The sequence below is a fragment of the Staphylococcus lloydii genome (genome assembly GCF_015775975.1).
GTDB classification, from domain to species: Bacteria; Bacillota; Bacilli; order Staphylococcales; family Staphylococcaceae; genus Staphylococcus; species Staphylococcus lloydii.
In genome coordinates this window covers 71,699-89,157 of record NZ_CP064056.1, presented here as the reverse complement: position 1 = coordinate 89,157, position 17,459 = coordinate 71,699, and the positions used below count along the sequence as shown (strand labels likewise).

Here is a 17,459-nt window from a genome sequence, read left to right as displayed (position 1 = left end):
CTAAAGTATTCACTCCATCTTAATTGAAAAGACCACAGGTTAACTATGAGCTTTATTAGTGTTTAATCCTAACTTTTCTCTTAATGTACCTGCATTATATTCCGTTTGTACTAAACCTCTTTCTTTTAATATTGGAACAACTTTATTCACAAATAGTTCAAATTGCGTAGGGTTTAACGGAGGCATTATGTTAAATCCGTCAGCGGCACCGCGGGTAAACCATTCTTCCATCCTGTCTGCCACATCTTCAGCCGTTCCTACTATGATATGATGGCCTCTTGCGCCAGCAACATGTTTCATTACATCCTCCAACGTTGAATTATTTTTCTTAGCTGTGTCCTTAATTAGGTCTACGCGACTTTGAATATTATTACCTCTATCTATATGAACATTTTCAAATGGGGTACTTAACTCATAACCGCTTAAATCTGTGTCACCTAAATAAGAAGACAATAATTCTAATCCCATCTCTGGAACTATCAAATCTTGTAATTCTTTATAGTGGGCTTCAGCTTCTTCTCGTGTTTCTCCAACAAATGGGAAAATACCTGGCATAATAACAATTTCTTGTTCTAGACCCCGTTTTTCAGCAACTTGCTCTTTTAAATTATGAGCAAAAGTAACTGAATTATCGATATCATTTTGTGCTGTAAACACAACTTCTGCATGTATTGAGGCAAATGCAGTTCCCTTTTTAGAAGAACCAGCTTGAACCAGAAGTGGATAACCTTGAGGTGATTGTTCTATATTTAATGGTCCTCTAACACTATAAAAATTTCCTTCATAGTTAATCGGTTCAGGTTTTTTTTCATCAAAGAACCCTCCAGCAGAGTGAAGTCGCTCTGGGCTGACATCTCTCCATGAATCCCACAATTGCTTAGATATATCGACAAATTCTTCCGCTTGATCGTATCTTAAGTCATGATCCACGTTATTTACTCCACTAAAATTTTTAGCTGTATTATTAATACCTGATGTCACAATATTCCACCCGGCTCTGCCATCACTGTAATGATCTAAAGATGAAAAGACTCTAGCTAAATTGAATGGCTCTGAAAAAGAAGTAGAACCCGTCACAATTAGACCAAGATTCTTTGTTTCTCTAGCTATAATCGACATTAACGAAATTGGCTCGAAAAATGTAAACATATCTGGATGTGTTTTCTCATCAAGATATAAACTATCTGCCATAAATAGAAAATCAAATTTTGCTTGTTCTAAAAGTTTTGCTTGTTCAATTGTCTTCGTTAAATTCATTCCTCCATGTGCTAATGCATCTGGATGTCTACTGCTTGCAACATGGTGACCAAAGCCCGTTAAAAAGTATCCTAATTTCATTCTTTTCATCTTTACCCCTCCATAATTTATTATTCCGATTGGATTAATAAGGATTATAGTATCATTATATTTTTATAGAGTCAATTTACAATTTTAAAAAATAATTATTTCAAAAGTAAAATTTACCTATAAAATTTGTTGATAATTTTAATGGGTATTTTATATAAATATGTGCTAATTAAAAAACTGTTGATGCAACAAATATTGTTTCATCTTCATACTCATATCAAGAATGGAAAAAATTAAATAACATTGCTGATACATTCTCTACATAAAAAAACACCTTCGAATAAATTCATTTTATATTATGAATTCAACGAAAGTGTTTTTATTTTATTCTGAGAAAATGAGGGCACCACAATAAATACGCATTGAGGTCCTTATCTTATTAAAAGAAGTCTGCTTATTGAAATTAAAAACTTGAGACGTGCTACTTTATCAATAAATCCAATGTATTATCCTTGGTTTTCTGGATAGACTTGTTTGATTGCAGCATTAAGCGCTTCAGCAAAGTCATACATAGTGGTAGTCCAATTTTCTATTTTTTTTCGTGATGCTGTGCTCGTGTCTTCATTTTTGAAAAATGCTTTTCTTAAAGCAGTCGTTAGCTCTAATTGAACGCCTGTGCTTTCCTCTACTTTATTAATAAAATTATTATTACCCAGTCCACCAAGGTATTCTGGCGGAATTTTCACTACGAATCCTTTAAGTTCAAGTTGGCTTTGGATGGCATCTCTAAGCGATGATTGATAACCACCTAAGTATACGAGTTGTTCTTCCCCTTGGGCGCCATGTATTGAAATTGTAGCTGTTCGATCTTGAATCATGTCATGCAAAGTTGCATCATCATAATTTGTAGATGTTACATGTAACTGAGTATTGTTGGATGGACGTATCGCTTCAAATGAAAAATAATCAAAATCACCATTATTTGCCACTAATTTTGTTAATTCTGAAGTCCCTTGTTCAAGGTTTCCGCCATGTGGTGCCACTATCAATACTGGTTTTCCAACATTTCGCGTATCTTTCTTCCAGTCGATGCCTTCTGTCGTATCATTGTATAATTCTGTCATAGACTTATAATAATCTTGTTTACGCGTTGCATTACCTGTCTCTGTACCCGTTTCTGGAGTTGCTTTTATTGTTCCTTGTGACTGCAATGTATTATCTTGAGTGTTCGTATTTTCGATTTTGGGAGTTACTGTGTTTTGTGGTTCTTCACTTGTCTTGACTGGTGATTTTGTTATTGTGCTTGGTTGTACTGGTGCAGATGGTGTAGGCACTGTCGATGATGTGTTTGGTTTTGTGGTCGGCGGCGTTGGTATTGTATTTGAAGGCTGCGTCTTTGTTGTTGGTACTTTTGTTGTTGTACTCGGATTCGTCGTTGTTGTTGTTGGTACTTTTGTTGTTGTACTCGGTTTCGGCGTTGTTGTCGTCGGCGCTTTTGTTGTCGTGCTCGGTTTCGGTGTTGTTGTCGGCGCTTTTGTTGTCGCACTCGGTTTCGGTGTTGTTGTTGTCGGTGCTTTTGTTGTTGCACTCGGTTTCTTCGTTGCTGTCGTCGGTGCTTTTGTTGTTGCACTCGGTTTCGGTGTTGTTGTCGTCGGCGCTTTTGTTGTTGTGTTCGGCTTCTTCACCGTTGTCGTCGGTGCTTTTGTTGTCGTGCTCGGTTTCTTTGTTGTTGTCGTCGGCGCTTTTGTTGTCGCACTCGGTTTCTTTGTTGTTGTCGCCGGTGTTTTTGTTGTTGCACTCGGTTTCTTCGTTGTTATCGCCGGTGCTTTTGTTGTTGTACTCGGTTTCTTCGTCACTGGTGCTTTTTGCACTATAGGTTTTACTGTTGCTTGTGATTTTTTAGTCGTTACATTTGTAGCTGCTTTTGTTGTTGTGTTTTTTACCGCTACAGGCTTTACTGTTTTCATCGTTGTCGTTGGTTTAGTTGTTTTTGCTACTATTTGTGATTTTACTGTTGAAGTACTCGCATGTGCATTTTCACTTACTAAAGCAATTGTGCTAATCCCAATAACAGTCGTTACAAGCCCTAGCACTAATTTCTTACTAGAAAAAGTACGTATATTCGTATTCATTTTCATTCTTTTCCCCTTAATGTTTTCTATAATTTTAATAATACACAATGCTTTTTAAAAAGCAATATTTAAATTATTGTTTAACTTAAAATTAAGAACTTATAACATTAGTAAAAACATACAGCAACAAAGCAATAAATTACTTATCACAAGTATATTTAAAAATATACTGAAGACACTAAATATATTATTACAATAATAAAAGTTTAAAATGGCTAATACCATAACTACTCATACTCTCATCTATATATTTTTCATATATTTAATGAGACATAATAATATTATTTATTCAACTATCAAAATGTAAAGAATTAGTATCATTTGTTAAAAAATTATAATAACTATTGAAATTTAATAAATGGTGCAAAATTTTGTTGCTTTTTTATTTATCATAGGATATAAATAGTTAAGAAACATGTAATTTTATATTAAAGAATGGGGATGTATATATGAAAAAAGGTAATTTTCAGAGGTTTTCTTTAAGAAAGTTTAAGGTTGGGACAGGGTCTATTTTATTGGGGACATTTTTAGTAATAGGTTTACATAATGAAGCACATGCAAGTGAAACAGATACTTCAACTACGAGTGATCAAACAACAGTTAAAGAAAATACAGTCAATGAAGATGTTTCTGAAGCGAAAGAAACATCAAAACAAAACGACGATGAAACTCCAACTATAAAAAAAGAAATTACAGAAAAAACAGATGATAATGTAAACGATTCAAATGCTACAACTAATGACGAAGATACAGCGTTACAAAATGATACAAATTCAAAAGAAACAAATACAACTGAAGAAACTACAAAAGGTAATGATGAAGTTACAGAAACATCTGATGACAAAGAAGCCGATTCAAATGTTACAACTAATGATGAAGATACATCGTCACAAAATGATACAAATTCGAAAGAAACAAATACATCTGAAGAAACTACAAAAGGTAATGAAGAAGCTACAGAAACATCTGATGATAAAGAAGCCGGTTCAAATGCTACAACTAATGATGAAGATACATCGTCACAAAATGATACAAATTCGAAAGAAATAAATACATCTGAAGAAACTACAAAAGGTAATGATGAAGCTACAGAAACATCTGATGATAAAGAAGCCGATTCAAATGCTACAACTAATGATGAAGATACAGATGAACAAGACAATACAAATACATCTGAAACACCAAGTTATGCTGAAAAACAATATCCAAATCAAAGTACAATTTCAAGTGAAGCTGAACCAAATAGTAACAATGATCAAGATAAAGATGGAAAGCTTACTTACTTTAAAGATCAAAATGGCTATTTACCAGAAACTACACAAACGGTTAAAAAAGGAGTTAAGACATCAGAGAATTGTACTGCTGATGAAGTAACGATTGAATATACAAATAAAGTTGACCTAAATGCAAAAAGTGTTATGGACACTAACTTGGATGACTATTCTAATAATGGTTATATAGAGAAAGTGAAAAATCCAAATAATCATCCTAACGCAACGGATAAAGAAAATTTTGGACCAGGTAATTTAGAGGTACAACATTGGCAAGATGGTCCTAATGAAGCTACTAAAGCACAATATTGGAGAGCTGTATTTGCGACTGACCACGCTATAAATAATGCAGAATTAAGAGTGACTTTACCTTATGAAGATGTAACAAAAGAAGATGTAACAGACTGGGTAGTTAACAGATATTATCCTGCTGTTTCAAATAACGGTACAAGTTATTATACAAAAAAACTCATACCACAAAATATAAGATTTGAAGGTAATGTAGCTATTATTGATTTTGGTGATATAGAAGCCAATAGTGCCTTTGGTATGATATTTACTAAGAAATTTGATACACCACAAAACTTTAGCGACAACTTGCTTTCCACTAGTGCACATGTAAGTGGCACGTGGAATGAAGAAGATCTTCAAAAACAATTAGAACTTAAAAAGGAAACTATGCGCGCACAAGGAATGTCTGAAGAAGTAATTAACAATGCACAATTAGATTATGTGAAAAGTAGTCTATCACCTAAACAAGTTTCCTATATAAATGAAGTTTGTGAGGTACCAAACAATCCGAATAACCCAGATAATCCAAGCAACCCAGATAATCCAAGCAACCCAGATAACCCAAGCAACCCGGATAATCCAAGCAACCCTGATAATCCAAGCAACCCAGATAACCCAAGCAATCCAGACAATCCAGGTAACCCGGATAACCCAAGCAACCCGGATAACCCTAACAACCCAGACAATCCAAGCAATCCAGATAATCCAGACAACCCAGATAATCCAAGCAATCCAGACAATCCAAGTAATCCAGATAATCCAAGCAACCCAGATAATCCAGACAACCCAGATAATCCTAGCAACCCAGATAATCCTAGCAACCCAGATAATCCAGACAACCCAGATAATCCAGACAACCCAGATAATCCAGACAACCCAGATAATCCAGACAACCCAGATAATCCTAGCAACCCAGATAATCCTAGCAACCCAGATAACCCAAGCAATCCAGACAATCCAGGTAACCCGGATAATCCAAGCAACCCAGACAATCCAAGCAATCCAGACAATCCAGGAAACCCGGATAATCCAAGCAATCCAGACAATCCAAGCAATCCAGATAATCCTAGCAACCCAGATAATCCAGGTAACCCAGGAAAATCAGACAATACAAACACGATGGGCAACACAGAAACTACAAATATGACAAGTAATTCTCCAAGCATGATAGCGAATACAAGCGATGCCAAAATGACCAAACCAAAAGATAATATTGATAAATTACCAAGTACTGGTGGCTATAATGAAGATAATTACTCCATATATGGTACTCTTATAGCAATAGTAGGTGCAATACTATTATTATTTAGACGAAAAAAATCATTCAAGAAAGATTAATAGTTACTTAAGTAATTTCAGCATAAGTAAAGTGGTTATAAAAGTGAAAAAATAACTTTTCTTTACTTAATATATGGAGTTTATATTAGCGAGTTTTTAATAAGAGAAATGTGAATATTTAATATATTTTGTCGGTTTTTATCAATAATGAAGAGCAACCTCTAGACACAGAGGTTGCTCTTTTAAGTTAAAAGTTTTTGCTTCTAAGTCGGTTCCTTTATATTGACGAACAACTTAGTCGTAATACCTTTAATCTTTGTTTATTATGTAAACTGACAATATGATTATCTACAATGCTATTACCTCTAAGTGAAGCAATTTATTAATAAAGGGTTTGAGCTCTATAAACATTTTTACCATGAGTGATAACCTTGTCAAAAACCTCATCATTTGTGATACGCTTCCCCTTATTAGTTAATTTGCTAAAAAACTAACTGTTCATTATTCAGTTAGTCTTTTTTATAAATCAATTATTTTCATTAGGTGTATATTTATATATCAATGTACTTAGTGTTTCTGCTTCTTCAAAAACTATTTCTTCTATTTTAAGCGGTTGACTTGTATGATTATAGGATGTCTTATTGATAATCTCTATTGATTCATCATGAAAGATAGCATTTACTTAAAATTTTATAATTATAAACATTTTCGTACAGGTATATTGATTTTAGTCACATAGTCAGTACTTTGTTGAACTGATAGAATATCATATATTGGATCTTCATAGCTGAAATTAATAATTTCTAACTGGTTATTTTCAATATAATCTATCATTCTTTTATATGTTTCTATTATATTTTCATAATCGCCAATGTGATAGGCTATTAATTCTAATCCTGCACTTTTGAGTACGCTTGTATCGCTATTCATGCGGATATATAAATATTTATAATTATAATCACCATTTGTATTTTGATATATTTCCTCTTTATTTAACATAATACCAATAGATAATGCTAGTCCAAATTTTTCTCTACACAACAAATAAAAATCAGCTATGTTTTCTTCTAAATTATTGACATCTTTCAATGGTTTACTGATAAAGAGAGGTTCATCAGGCACTTGTTCAAGTTTAATTTGAGAAAAATCTATCTTTTGCGCAAAATCTAAAACACTTATTTGATGTTCTAATCCCTGTTTCGCTTTTTGTAAATTATCAATTTTCAAATCAATATTGTAACTTTCCTCTAATAATTTATTTTTGGATTTCTCAGGATTTAACTCATTAATGAATGATTTAATTTCTTTTAACGACATGTTCAAATCTTGGAGCACTGATATTAAATATACAGTTTCAACTTGTTGTCTATGGTAAAAACGATATCCTTTTTCATTTTTATAAAATGGTAGCAGTAGTTCTAACTCTTCATAATGGAATATTGTATCTTTAGAAACCTTACAGACTTTGGAGAAGGCACCTGTTTTTAATAAATGTAAAGTATTCATGAAATTATCTCCTTTTTTATTTTAGTATTGACTCTAGTGTAACACCATAGTTTAAAGTCTGTAATATATCACAAAAAGGAGATTATTATGAGCGAAAATATGGGTATGACTAATCCGAACATTTTACCAACTAAACAGCGTTGGAGTGCTTTATTAGTATTATCAATAAGTTTATTTGTCATTGTTATGGATATGACCATTCTTATCATGGCATTACCTGCAATTGTGGCAGAGCTTCAGGCTACGGCAATTGAGCAGCTTTGGATCGTTGATATATATTCATTAATATTAGCTGGTTTAATTGTAACGATGAGCTTCATTGGAGATCGTTGGGGCAGAAAAAAAATATTATTATTAGGTTTTTTAATTTTTGGTGTTACTTCACTAATGGTTGTATTTGTCACTAGTGCAACTCAAATTATTGTTATTCGTGCCATACTGGGAATGGCTGGAGCGATGATTATGCCGACAACATTATCTATGATTCGTACTATCTTTGTAGATGCGAAAGAACGAGCCATTGCTTTATCTGTGTGGGCAGGAATTACAGGTTTTGGAAGCGTGCTAGGTCCAATTATAGGGGGTATATTATTAGAGAAGTTTTCGTGGCATTCTACCTTTTTAATCAACGTACCTATAGCTATTATAGCAGTCATCGTTGGATTATTTGTATTACCAGAATATAAAACACGGCAGAGTAAATCATTTGATTTGCTATCAGCAATATTGTCTCTATTTAGTATGATGGCAATTGTGTGGAGTATTAAATCATTTTCTAAAGAAGGATTAACACACGGTTTGACGTGGGTTATATTCTTACTAGGGGTAGGATTATTGATTATCTTTATTCAAAGAAATTTACGTGCGACACATCCGTTATTAGATGTATCTTTATTTAAAAACAATATATTTACAGCAGGTATACTTTCTGCATTGATTTCTATCTTCGGAATGTCAGCGCTTATTTTGTTAATATCACAGTGGTTGCAATTAGTACAAGGATTTTCACCTTTACAAACAGGGATTTATATTTTACCGATGGCAATAGGTGAGATTATTGCAACAATTATAGCTCCGTGGTTAGCACAGAGAATTGGAGCTAGATCTGTAATTGTTGGTGGACTTATTATTTCTGGGTTTGGATTGATTTATATGTATTGGTTACCAGTTACCTTTAATTATAATGATATCATTCCAACATTAGTGATGGTTGGTACTGGAGTAGGATCCTTAGCAGTAGCATCTACATTAATTATGTCTAGCACGTCAGTAGAGAGAGCTAGTAGTGCTGCAGCGATTGAAGAAACGGTCTATGACCTGGGCAATGTATTAGGCGTAGCAATTTTAGGTAGTATAGCCACATTGATATATCGATCTAGTTTGAATATACAATCATTTGAAAATCTTAATTTAAAGCCAAGTGAATTGAATTATGCGAATGAATCAATAGCTAACACATTAAATTTTGCAAGTAAGCATAATTTAACAAAGATGTATGAACAAGCAACACATTCATTTAATATTGCATTAATGGATACAGCACTAATTGGAGGAATTGGTATTGTAGCTATCGCTATCGTTATTTATTTCCTTATTCCAAAAAAATATGATATTACTAAAAATCACTAAATATAAATAAAACTCTCGATAATTTTATAGTTATCGAGAGTTTTGCTTATATATATCTTCTAATTTGATATTTTTGTTATTGATTAAAGATAATTTTAAATAGGTTAAATATGTTTAGTATGTGAACAAATATAATTTCTCAAAACCATTATTTCGAAAATAATAGTAATGTATCTGATATTTACTAAGAAAATATTAACTAAATACCTTTGGTATAACCAGTGGATGCATAATTTCATTGGTTTATGAGTTGATGAGATACTTCACTTTCTTTTTATGTGGTTTCAACATCTCTAAGGCTTCATTAACCCTCATTTCAACAACTGGCTTCTTAGCATAGGCTCCCCAAGCTAATATTACTTCTTCTAATTCTTTGACTGCTTTCATAATTTGAATATCTGTATACTTATCATAAGCATTTTCTAGATGCTTTAGGTTGGTTGGTGTCGATATATTGGAGTATAGGTTCGATTCATAGTTGTCTAATTTTTTAAAATTCACCAATTTATCACCTCAGCATTTATATTGAAATAGCAACGTTATCTAATTTATAGTTGTTTAGTGGGTGCATTTCTAAATCCTAAATAATCAATTTTCATTATATTATTAAATAAAATTTTGCTTAGCGTCGACTCAGGAAGATTATAATCTCTATTATATCCTGTTAAACTCCAATTGTTTGCTAAAACTCTTTCACTATAGTTTGATATTTCTCTTTTGACTATATTAATAGCATGTGTCTTGGAATATTCACCTGATTGATACAATTTAGTACCATTAGCTATAGATTTATGGATAATGTAGAAAATTTCAGAAAGCGAAAAATACTCCACAATTCTTTCAAAAGTTCTTCTTGTCTTCTCACCAATCTCTGTATTAAATTTAACTTTATTCATATGATGTTTAAAATATTGTATAGACTCAGCAAGATTAATTTCCTTCCATAATTCATAACAAAATTCGTTATTAAACAACGATTCATCAGGATAAAGCAACCTTTTAATCATAAGACCATAATCATCGTCATAAGGAGTTATATTTAGCCTATACTTAACTTTATCAACGCTAAAACTTGTAATTATCTCGTCATCCAAATCAAAAGTGAACGCTTCTAAAGGTGATTGTTCATCTATTGATATAACCTTCGTATTATACAAATATTTAAAAATATCAATTGTAAAATTAAAACTTGGGCCTATAAAATCTATAATTTCATCTATTGGTTTCAATTTCTTAATATCTTCTGTCAATCTACAATGCAATACCGAAGCTAAATATAAACGTTGTCTCATATTAAGATCATTTTCTTCTATGACTTCTTTCTTTGACTCATCCATTATCAATTCTTTTAGCATATTATTTTTTAAAATATACAATCTCTCTTTTTGTCTATTTTCCATCTCTCTACAATTTTCACATCTACAATTTTTATCTAATGTATGACTACATACATTACAATTCTTAATTTTCAGTATTTCTTCATTAGTTCGTGAGACAAAAACAGCAGTCATATACCCTTGACAGTAGGGACATTCTATATCAGTTAAATAGACTGGAAAATAAGGTACAATATTAGTGATCTTTAAATCTAACCTATATTTTTCTAAAAGTTCTTTTATTTTCATGCCCTCATAATAGTTTTTCATTAAATTATAAATTTCATCTTGAGAAAGCTTATCAAGAGCAAAGTGCATAGACTTAAAAATCAAACGTTCTTTACTGATTATATCTTCGAACATCATTGTCAATCCTTTCTAATCAAAGATTATTTTCTATAAGTATATAATAATTATTTTACTAAATTATTCATCGCTTTGCTTTATTTGTATTTATTAAAATAATTAAAAACCGCATCACTTATGATACGCTTCTGCTTATCAGTAGATGATGCGGTTTTTTTTCTCATTCCCCAATCCTATAGATTCACAAGAACAAAAACATAGACTATCATCTATATAGATGATAGTCTATGTAGTATCTAGGAGGTATAGTTATGTCTTATCAAGAAGTAGCAACAATATTAAAAGTTTTATCTGATCCAAGTAGATTGGAAATAATAGATTTACTTTCATGTGGTGAACTATGTGCTTGTGATTTACTAGAATATTTTCAATTTTCACAACCTACCCTAAGTCATCATATGAAGTCATTAGTTGATAAGAAATTAGTTCTTTCACGAAAAGAAGGTAATAAACATATGTATCGACTTAATCATGAAATTTTTGATCATGTTAATCACAACTTAAACCTTATTAACACATCTAACGAACGATGTGTATGTGAAAATATGAAACAAGGTGAGTGTTGATGACAATATTAGCAATTGTGATTTTTCTTTTAACTTTAACCTTTGTAATTTGGCAACCAAAAGGTTTAGATATTGGTATTACAGCTTTAATTGGAGCTGTCGTTGCGATCATTACGGGAGTTGTAAGTTTTTCCAATGTATTAGAAGTAACAGGTATTGTTTGGAATGCTACCTTAACATTTGTAGCTGTTATTCTTATTTCATTAATATTAGATGAAATTGGATTTTTTGAATGGTCCGCGATACATATGGTCAAAGCTTCAAACGGTAACGGCTTAAAAATGTTTGTTCTTATTATGTTATTAGGATCAGTTGTAGCAGCATTTTTCGCAAATGATGGTGCAGCTTTAATCTTAACACCCATTGTATTGGCGATGGTAAGGACTTTAGGGTTTAATAAAAAAGTGATTTTCCCCTTTATTATTGCCAGTGGTTTTATTGCAGATACGACATCACTACCTTTAATTGTTAGTAACTTAGTGAATATTGTTTCTGCAGATTACTTTGATATTGGGTTTATTGAGTATTTTAGTCGAATGTTTATTCCTAATATATTCTCTCTGATTGCTAGTATTCTCGTCTTATGGTTATATTTCAGAAAATCTATACCTAAAAGGTTCGATACAGAAAATCTTTCAGATCCTAAAAATGTAATCAAAGATCCTAAATTATTTAAGATTTCATGGATTGTATTAGCCGTACTACTCTTTGGATATCTTGTTAGTGAGTTTATACCAATACCTGTATCAATCATTGTTGGTATCATTGCTCTTATTTTTGTAATATTAGCTCGTAAATCTAAAGCAGTTCATACAAAACAAGTCATTAAAGGAGCACCATGGAATATTGTTGTATTCTCTATTGGTATGTACCTTGTTGTATTTGGGCTAAAAAATGTAGGTATTACAACGATTCTTGGGGATGTCCTAACAAATATTTCTGGTTATGGGTTATTAAGCAGTATCATGGGTATGGGTTTTATAGCTGCATTTCTATCCTCTGTTATGAATAATATGCCAACTGTTTTAATAGACGCTATTGCTATTGGACAATCTAATGTAGTGGGTACTATTAAAGAGGGAATGGTATATGCGAATGTCATAGGTTCTGATTTAGGACCTAAAATTACACCAATTGGTTCGTTAGCAACACTTCTCTGGCTACATGTCTTAACACAAAAAGGTGTGAAGATTTCGTGGGGGACATACTTTAAAACTGGAATTATCATTACTATTCCAGTCCTATTTGTAACACTCTTAGGTTTATACCTTACACTAATCATATTTTAAGAAAAGAGGCTTTAATTATGGATAAGAAAACAATTTATTTTATATGTACAGGAAACTCTTGTCGTAGCCAAATGGCTGAAGGTTGGGGAAAGGAAATATTGGGTGAAGATTGGAATGTCTATTCTGCTGGTATTGAAACGCATGGTGTTAATCCTAGAGCAATAGAAGCTATGAAAGAAGTAGATATTGATATATCAAACCATACGTCAGACTTGATTGATAATGATATTTTAAAACAATCAGATTTGGTCGTGACGTTATGTAGCGATGCAGACGATAATTGTCCTATTTTACCACCAAACGTTAAAAAAGAGCATTGGGGTTTTGATGATCCAGCAGGTAAAGAGTGGTCAGAATTTCAACGCGTTAGAGATGAAATTGGCAAAAAAATTAAAGAATTTGATAGTTAAGTAAAAAATTAATCAACGAAATACAAGGAGCTTTTTATGTATAAATATATAAATATATTTTTAGTTGCATTAAAACTTGGATTACTATCATTTGGAGGACCAACTGCCCACTTAGGTTATTTTTATGATGAGTATGTTAAGAAAAGAAAATGGCTTGATGAAAAAGAATACTCAGATTTAGTAGCGCTATGCCAGTTTTTACCTGGACCTGCAAGCAGCCAAGTTGGTATTGGTATAGGAACTATTAGAGGAGGAATTCTGGGCGGAATTATTTCTTTTATTGGTTTTACACTTCCTTCTGTGATTATACTTATGGTTTTTTCAGCATTAATTATTAACAATGATTCTAGTTTAACTTGGATGCAAGGATTAAAACTAGTAGCTGTTGCCATTGTTGCCCAAGCCGTAATAGGTATGGGTAAAAAATTAACTAATACTAAAAGTACCATTACATTGGCATTATTTGTTCTTATATTATCTCTAACAATCGATAATCTTTATATTCAAGTAATCGCATTATCTATTACTGGTATATATGGTCTTATCTTTTTAAAAGAAACCTCTACAGATAAAAATTATTTAAGAGTGAAGACATTTAAATTACCTAAAATGTTAGGTTTTATTTCAATTTCATTATTTTTTTTACTATTAACTGTATTACCTATAGTTAGTTCTATGACGAATAATTTATGGCTTAGAATGTTCGATAGTTTTTATAGATCTGGTTCTTTAGTGTTTGGAGGTGGTCATGTCGTATTACCTTTATTAGAAAATGAGTTTGTACCACAAGGTTTAATATCACCTGATAGCTTCATAACGGGTTATGCTGCTGCTCAAGCTGTACCCGGACCATTATTTACGTTCGCTTCATATATTGGCATGTCTATAGAAGGTATTGGAGGAGGAATTTTGGCTACTATCGCTATATTCCTACCAGCATTTCTATTATTATTTGGAGTGTTACCATTTTGGGATGATATTAAATCTAACACTTATGCTGAAGGTTTTTTAAAAGGTATAAGCGCGGGTGTAGTAGGTATTCTTATCGCTGCATTTTATAATCCGATTTGGGCTTCAACTATTAAATCAGAATTAGATTTTGTTCTAGCTAGCTCATTATTCGTATTCCTAGTTTATTATAAATTACCTTCCTGGTCTATTGTGCTAATAGGCATTATAATAGGTATAATGTTTTACTAATCTTTCTCGTTCATAATCAAAGAATAAATTTTATAAGTATAGTTATTAAAGTAACCATTATAAATTAAAATAATTGATTTCGTGTAATTATAGTATCTTATCTCAATGTAAAAGATAGTAAAAACCATTAATTATGTAGTGAGCCCAAAAAGTAAAACTTATTGGGCTCACTACATTTCCACTAGAAAGGGGTTTATATTAATTTTATAAATCTATTGCTATTATGACTAATTAGGAATCATATCTATATTTCTTTTAAACTTCTATTTATTCTAAATAATCTTGGTGGTATTATAATATCTGATTGTCTTACAATAACAATTTCATAGGATTACTCACTTTTCCACATCTTTAAATTATTTTAATGATTCTGGGAAATCTTGATAGCCTTCTCTAATATTCACGACATTTTCATAGCCTTTGTTTTCTAATATACCCACTGCGATTGAACTTCTAACACCTGACTGACAATGTACATATATTTTATCTTCTTTATTAAATGGAATATTTTCATTTAATAATTTACCATGCGGAATATTGACTGCTTGATCTAAGTGCCCATTATTCCACTCTTCATCATTACGTACGTCAAGTATATATTCTTCTTTACCAGTCATATCAACGCTATGGATGGATTGGGTTAAAATTTCTGATTTTGGTAAACGATAACCTGCTACATTATCAAAGCCAATTAATTGTAAAGTATGTGTTGCTTGCTCAACGGTAGATTTATCACCAATTAAATCTATACTGTTTTCATAGTCTAAATACCAACCGATTTGGTTAATGAAGTTTTTGTTGTAAGGAATATTGATTGTACCTTCAGTATGACCGCCATGAAAGGCTTCTTTACTACGAAGATCAAAGGCTATTCTTACATTATCTAAACTAGGAAAAACGTTGTATGGTTGATACATGTTCATACCAAACTGATTAATTTTTTTCATCTGTGCAAAGTGATGGGGTGGCGCTGGTTGATTTGATGTTAATGTTTCAACAAATTTAGATTCATCTGTCACATTAAATGCCCAGTTATTTATTTTTTCGTAACCTAGCGTAGACATTGGTATAGCACCTAATGCTTTACCACATGGGCTGCCAGCACCGTGTCCAGGCCATATTTGAATATAATCTGGTAAATCTTTAACACCTTCTATAGATTGGTACATCTGTTTTGCACCAATCTCTGTAGTACCTTCCATTTGTACTGATTTTTCTAGTAAATCAGGTCTACCGATATCACCAACAAAAATAAAGTCACCACTAAATAAACCCATTGGAACACTTGAGCCGCCACCTTCATCTGTGAGTAAGAAACTAATACTCTCTGGGGTATGACCAGGTGTATGCAAGACTTCTAATTTAATATTACCTACTTGAATAATATCTTGATTTTTAACAAAATTTGTATGTTCCGGCATATTTTGATAACTTAATTGATCATCACCTTCGCCAGATACATATATATTGGCGTTTAAACGTTCTGCTACGTCCCGAATTCCAGAAGCAAAATCAGCGTGAATATGTGTTTCTGCAGCTTGTGTAATTTTAAAACCTTCGCTATCTGCAACTTCCATATATTTTGTTAAATCACGAACAGGATCAATTACTATTGCCTCTCCTGTACGTTGACAGCCAACTAAATAAGATGCTTGAGATAAATGATTATCGTAAAATTGTTTGAAAAACATTATAAAACTCCTTTTTTAATAGATTTAATTAGATGAATAAATTATGATTCGCATTTTCTGTATCACCAATATAAGTACCTACTCCACCGTACTCAACTTCGTCTCTGAGCTCTTCTTTCTGAATTCCCATAACATCCATGCTCATCGTGCAAGCGATTAATTTGATATCTTGGTCGATTGCTTGGTCAATGAGTGACGGTAAGGAATCAACATTTTTCTTTTTCATTACGTAGCGCATCATGATATTACCTAAACCAAACATATTCATTTTAGATAGCGGCATGCGTACAGGTGTTTTTGGCAACATCAAGTCAAACATTTTTGCGATACCTTGCTTTTTAACATGAACGGATTGGTTCTTTTTCAACGCGTTGAGTCCCCAAAAAGTAAAGAAAATAGTTACGTCTCTGCCTGCAGCCTTAGCGCCATTCGCAATAATCATTGCTGCCACTGCTTTATCTAACTCACCACTAAATAGTACAATTGTCGTACCTTTGGCAGTATGGTTCACTTCCAAGTCTTTTGGTTTTTCTTTTTGAATAATGGCATTAATTCCATTATTACTTTCATCCAGTTTAACTAACGTATGTCCTGTTTGTTTGACCCAGCTTTTAATGTCACTAAAGAACCCAGGATCTGTAACTGTAACCTCGATTTGCTCGCCTACTTCGATATTTTTCACTTCTTTACTGATGTTTACAATTGGACCTGGACATTGAAGACCACTATAGTTAAATTGTTTACGCTCTGCTTTAATTGCTACATTAGTATTTTCTTCAAATGTATTATCATCGTCGTTTTTTGCTTCATACGCTTTATAGCCACCGTCTAAATTAACAATGTCGTAGCCTTGTTCAGCTAAATATTCGCTCGCTTTAGCACTTCTGGTACCACTTTTACAGTGTACAAAATAGGTTGTGTTTTTATCTTTATTGAACGATTCAATCTTATCTACAGGATGTAATGTCGCACCATTTATGTGTGCAAGCTCATATTCTTCTTGTGTTCTAACGTCAATCAGTTGACCTTGTGCACCCAATTTTTCTAATTCTTGTTTACTGAAATTGTTGATATGGTTTTCGTTATATTGTTTCATAATATCCTCCTAATAAATACCTGTAGGGGTATATTAACAGTTTGTTTACGCCGTGTCAAATACCGTATGGG

At 32.3% G+C, this 17,459-nt stretch carries 14 protein-coding genes; 7 read left to right on the top strand and 7 right to left on the bottom strand.

Annotation, left to right across the window (positions count from 1 at the left end; genetic code table 11):
• Positions 1–39: 39 nt before the first annotated feature.
• Both ISP08_RS00425 and ISP08_RS12845 read right to left on the bottom strand, forming a co-directional pair.
• Positions 40–1,347, bottom strand: a complete 1,308-nt coding sequence (locus ISP08_RS00425) for an LLM class flavin-dependent oxidoreductase (protein ID WP_195718922.1) — start codon at positions 1,345–1,347, stop codon at positions 40–42.
• 446 nt (positions 1,348–1,793) lie between these two features.
• A complete protein-coding gene (locus ISP08_RS12845; protein WP_244138702.1) occupies positions 1,794–2,621 on the bottom strand; it encodes a poly-gamma-glutamate hydrolase family protein in 828 nt (275 codons plus the stop codon).
• Between ISP08_RS12845 and ISP08_RS12840 the strand changes: the two genes are divergently transcribed.
• Positions 2,566–3,477: a hypothetical protein gene (locus ISP08_RS12840; protein WP_244138701.1), complete on the top strand. Its 912-nt coding sequence runs from the start codon at positions 2,566–2,568 to the stop codon at positions 3,475–3,477. The two genes, ISP08_RS12845 and ISP08_RS12840, sit on opposite strands and share 56 nt — an antisense overlap.
• Positions 3,478–3,868: 391 nt before the next feature.
• Positions 3,869–6,319, top strand: a complete 2,451-nt coding sequence (locus ISP08_RS12920) for a YSIRK-type signal peptide-containing protein (protein ID WP_195718920.1) — start codon at positions 3,869–3,871, stop codon at positions 6,317–6,319.
• Positions 6,320–6,955: 636 nt separating this feature from the next.
• Here ISP08_RS12920 and ISP08_RS00410 read toward each other — a convergent pair.
• Positions 6,956–7,765 carry a MerR family transcriptional regulator gene (locus tag ISP08_RS00410; protein WP_195718919.1) on the bottom strand — a complete coding sequence of 270 codons (810 nt, stop codon included), beginning with the start codon at positions 7,763–7,765 and terminating at the stop codon, positions 6,956–6,958.
• Positions 7,766–7,864: 99 nt separating this feature from the next.
• On the opposite strand from ISP08_RS00410, the gene ISP08_RS00405 reads away from it, so the two are divergent.
• On the top strand, positions 7,865–9,394 hold the full coding sequence (locus ISP08_RS00405; protein WP_195719362.1) for an MFS transporter: 1,530 nt from the start codon (positions 7,865–7,867) through the stop codon (positions 9,392–9,394).
• 243 nt (positions 9,395–9,637) lie between these two features.
• Here ISP08_RS00405 and ISP08_RS00400 read toward each other — a convergent pair whose 3' ends face one another.
• Positions 9,638–9,898, bottom strand: coding sequence for a DUF1643 domain-containing protein (locus ISP08_RS00400; protein WP_411847788.1), 261 nt, complete (start codon positions 9,896–9,898; stop codon positions 9,638–9,640).
• Positions 9,899–9,942: 44 nt separating this feature from the next.
• The gene (locus tag ISP08_RS00395) at positions 9,943–11,136 is read right to left on the bottom strand and encodes a hypothetical protein (protein WP_229294141.1); all 1,194 of its coding nucleotides are present in this window, start codon (positions 11,134–11,136) and stop codon (positions 9,943–9,945) included.
• 251 nt (positions 11,137–11,387) lie between these two features.
• Here ISP08_RS00395 and ISP08_RS00390 point away from each other — a divergent pair, with 251 nt between their 5' ends.
• The 4 genes from ISP08_RS00390 to chrA are packed head-to-tail and all read left to right on the top strand — an operon-like array spanning position 11,388 to position 14,601.
• Complete coding sequence (locus ISP08_RS00390; RefSeq protein WP_046207818.1) at positions 11,388–11,702, top strand: ArsR/SmtB family transcription factor; 315 nt, start codon at positions 11,388–11,390, stop codon at positions 11,700–11,702.
• Positions 11,699–12,991 carry an arsenite efflux transporter membrane subunit ArsB gene (gene arsB / locus ISP08_RS00385; protein WP_196931191.1) on the top strand — a complete coding sequence of 431 codons (1,293 nt, stop codon included), beginning with the start codon at positions 11,699–11,701 and terminating at the stop codon, positions 12,989–12,991. The genes ISP08_RS00390 and arsB overlap by 4 nt, the downstream gene beginning before the upstream one ends.
• A 17-nt stretch (positions 12,992–13,008) precedes the next feature.
• Positions 13,009–13,401, top strand: a complete 393-nt coding sequence (arsC, locus tag ISP08_RS00380) for an arsenate reductase (thioredoxin) (RefSeq protein WP_046207817.1) — start codon at positions 13,009–13,011, stop codon at positions 13,399–13,401.
• 36 nt (positions 13,402–13,437) lie between these two features.
• The gene (chrA, locus tag ISP08_RS00375) at positions 13,438–14,601 is read left to right on the top strand and encodes a chromate efflux transporter (RefSeq protein ID WP_046207816.1); all 1,164 of its coding nucleotides are present in this window, start codon (positions 13,438–13,440) and stop codon (positions 14,599–14,601) included.
• A 356-nt stretch (positions 14,602–14,957) separates the two neighbouring features.
• Here chrA and cstB read toward each other — a convergent pair whose 3' ends face one another.
• Positions 14,958–16,292 carry a persulfide dioxygenase-sulfurtransferase CstB gene (gene cstB, locus ISP08_RS00370; protein ID WP_046207815.1) on the bottom strand — a complete coding sequence of 445 codons (1,335 nt, stop codon included), beginning with the start codon at positions 16,290–16,292 and terminating at the stop codon, positions 14,958–14,960.
• Positions 16,293–16,320: 28 nt separating this feature from the next.
• Positions 16,321–17,388 (bottom strand): persulfide response sulfurtransferase CstA, encoded by a 1,068-nt coding sequence (gene cstA / locus ISP08_RS00365; protein ID WP_046207814.1) that lies wholly within the window; start codon positions 17,386–17,388, stop codon positions 16,321–16,323.
• Positions 17,389–17,459 lie beyond the last annotated feature (71 nt).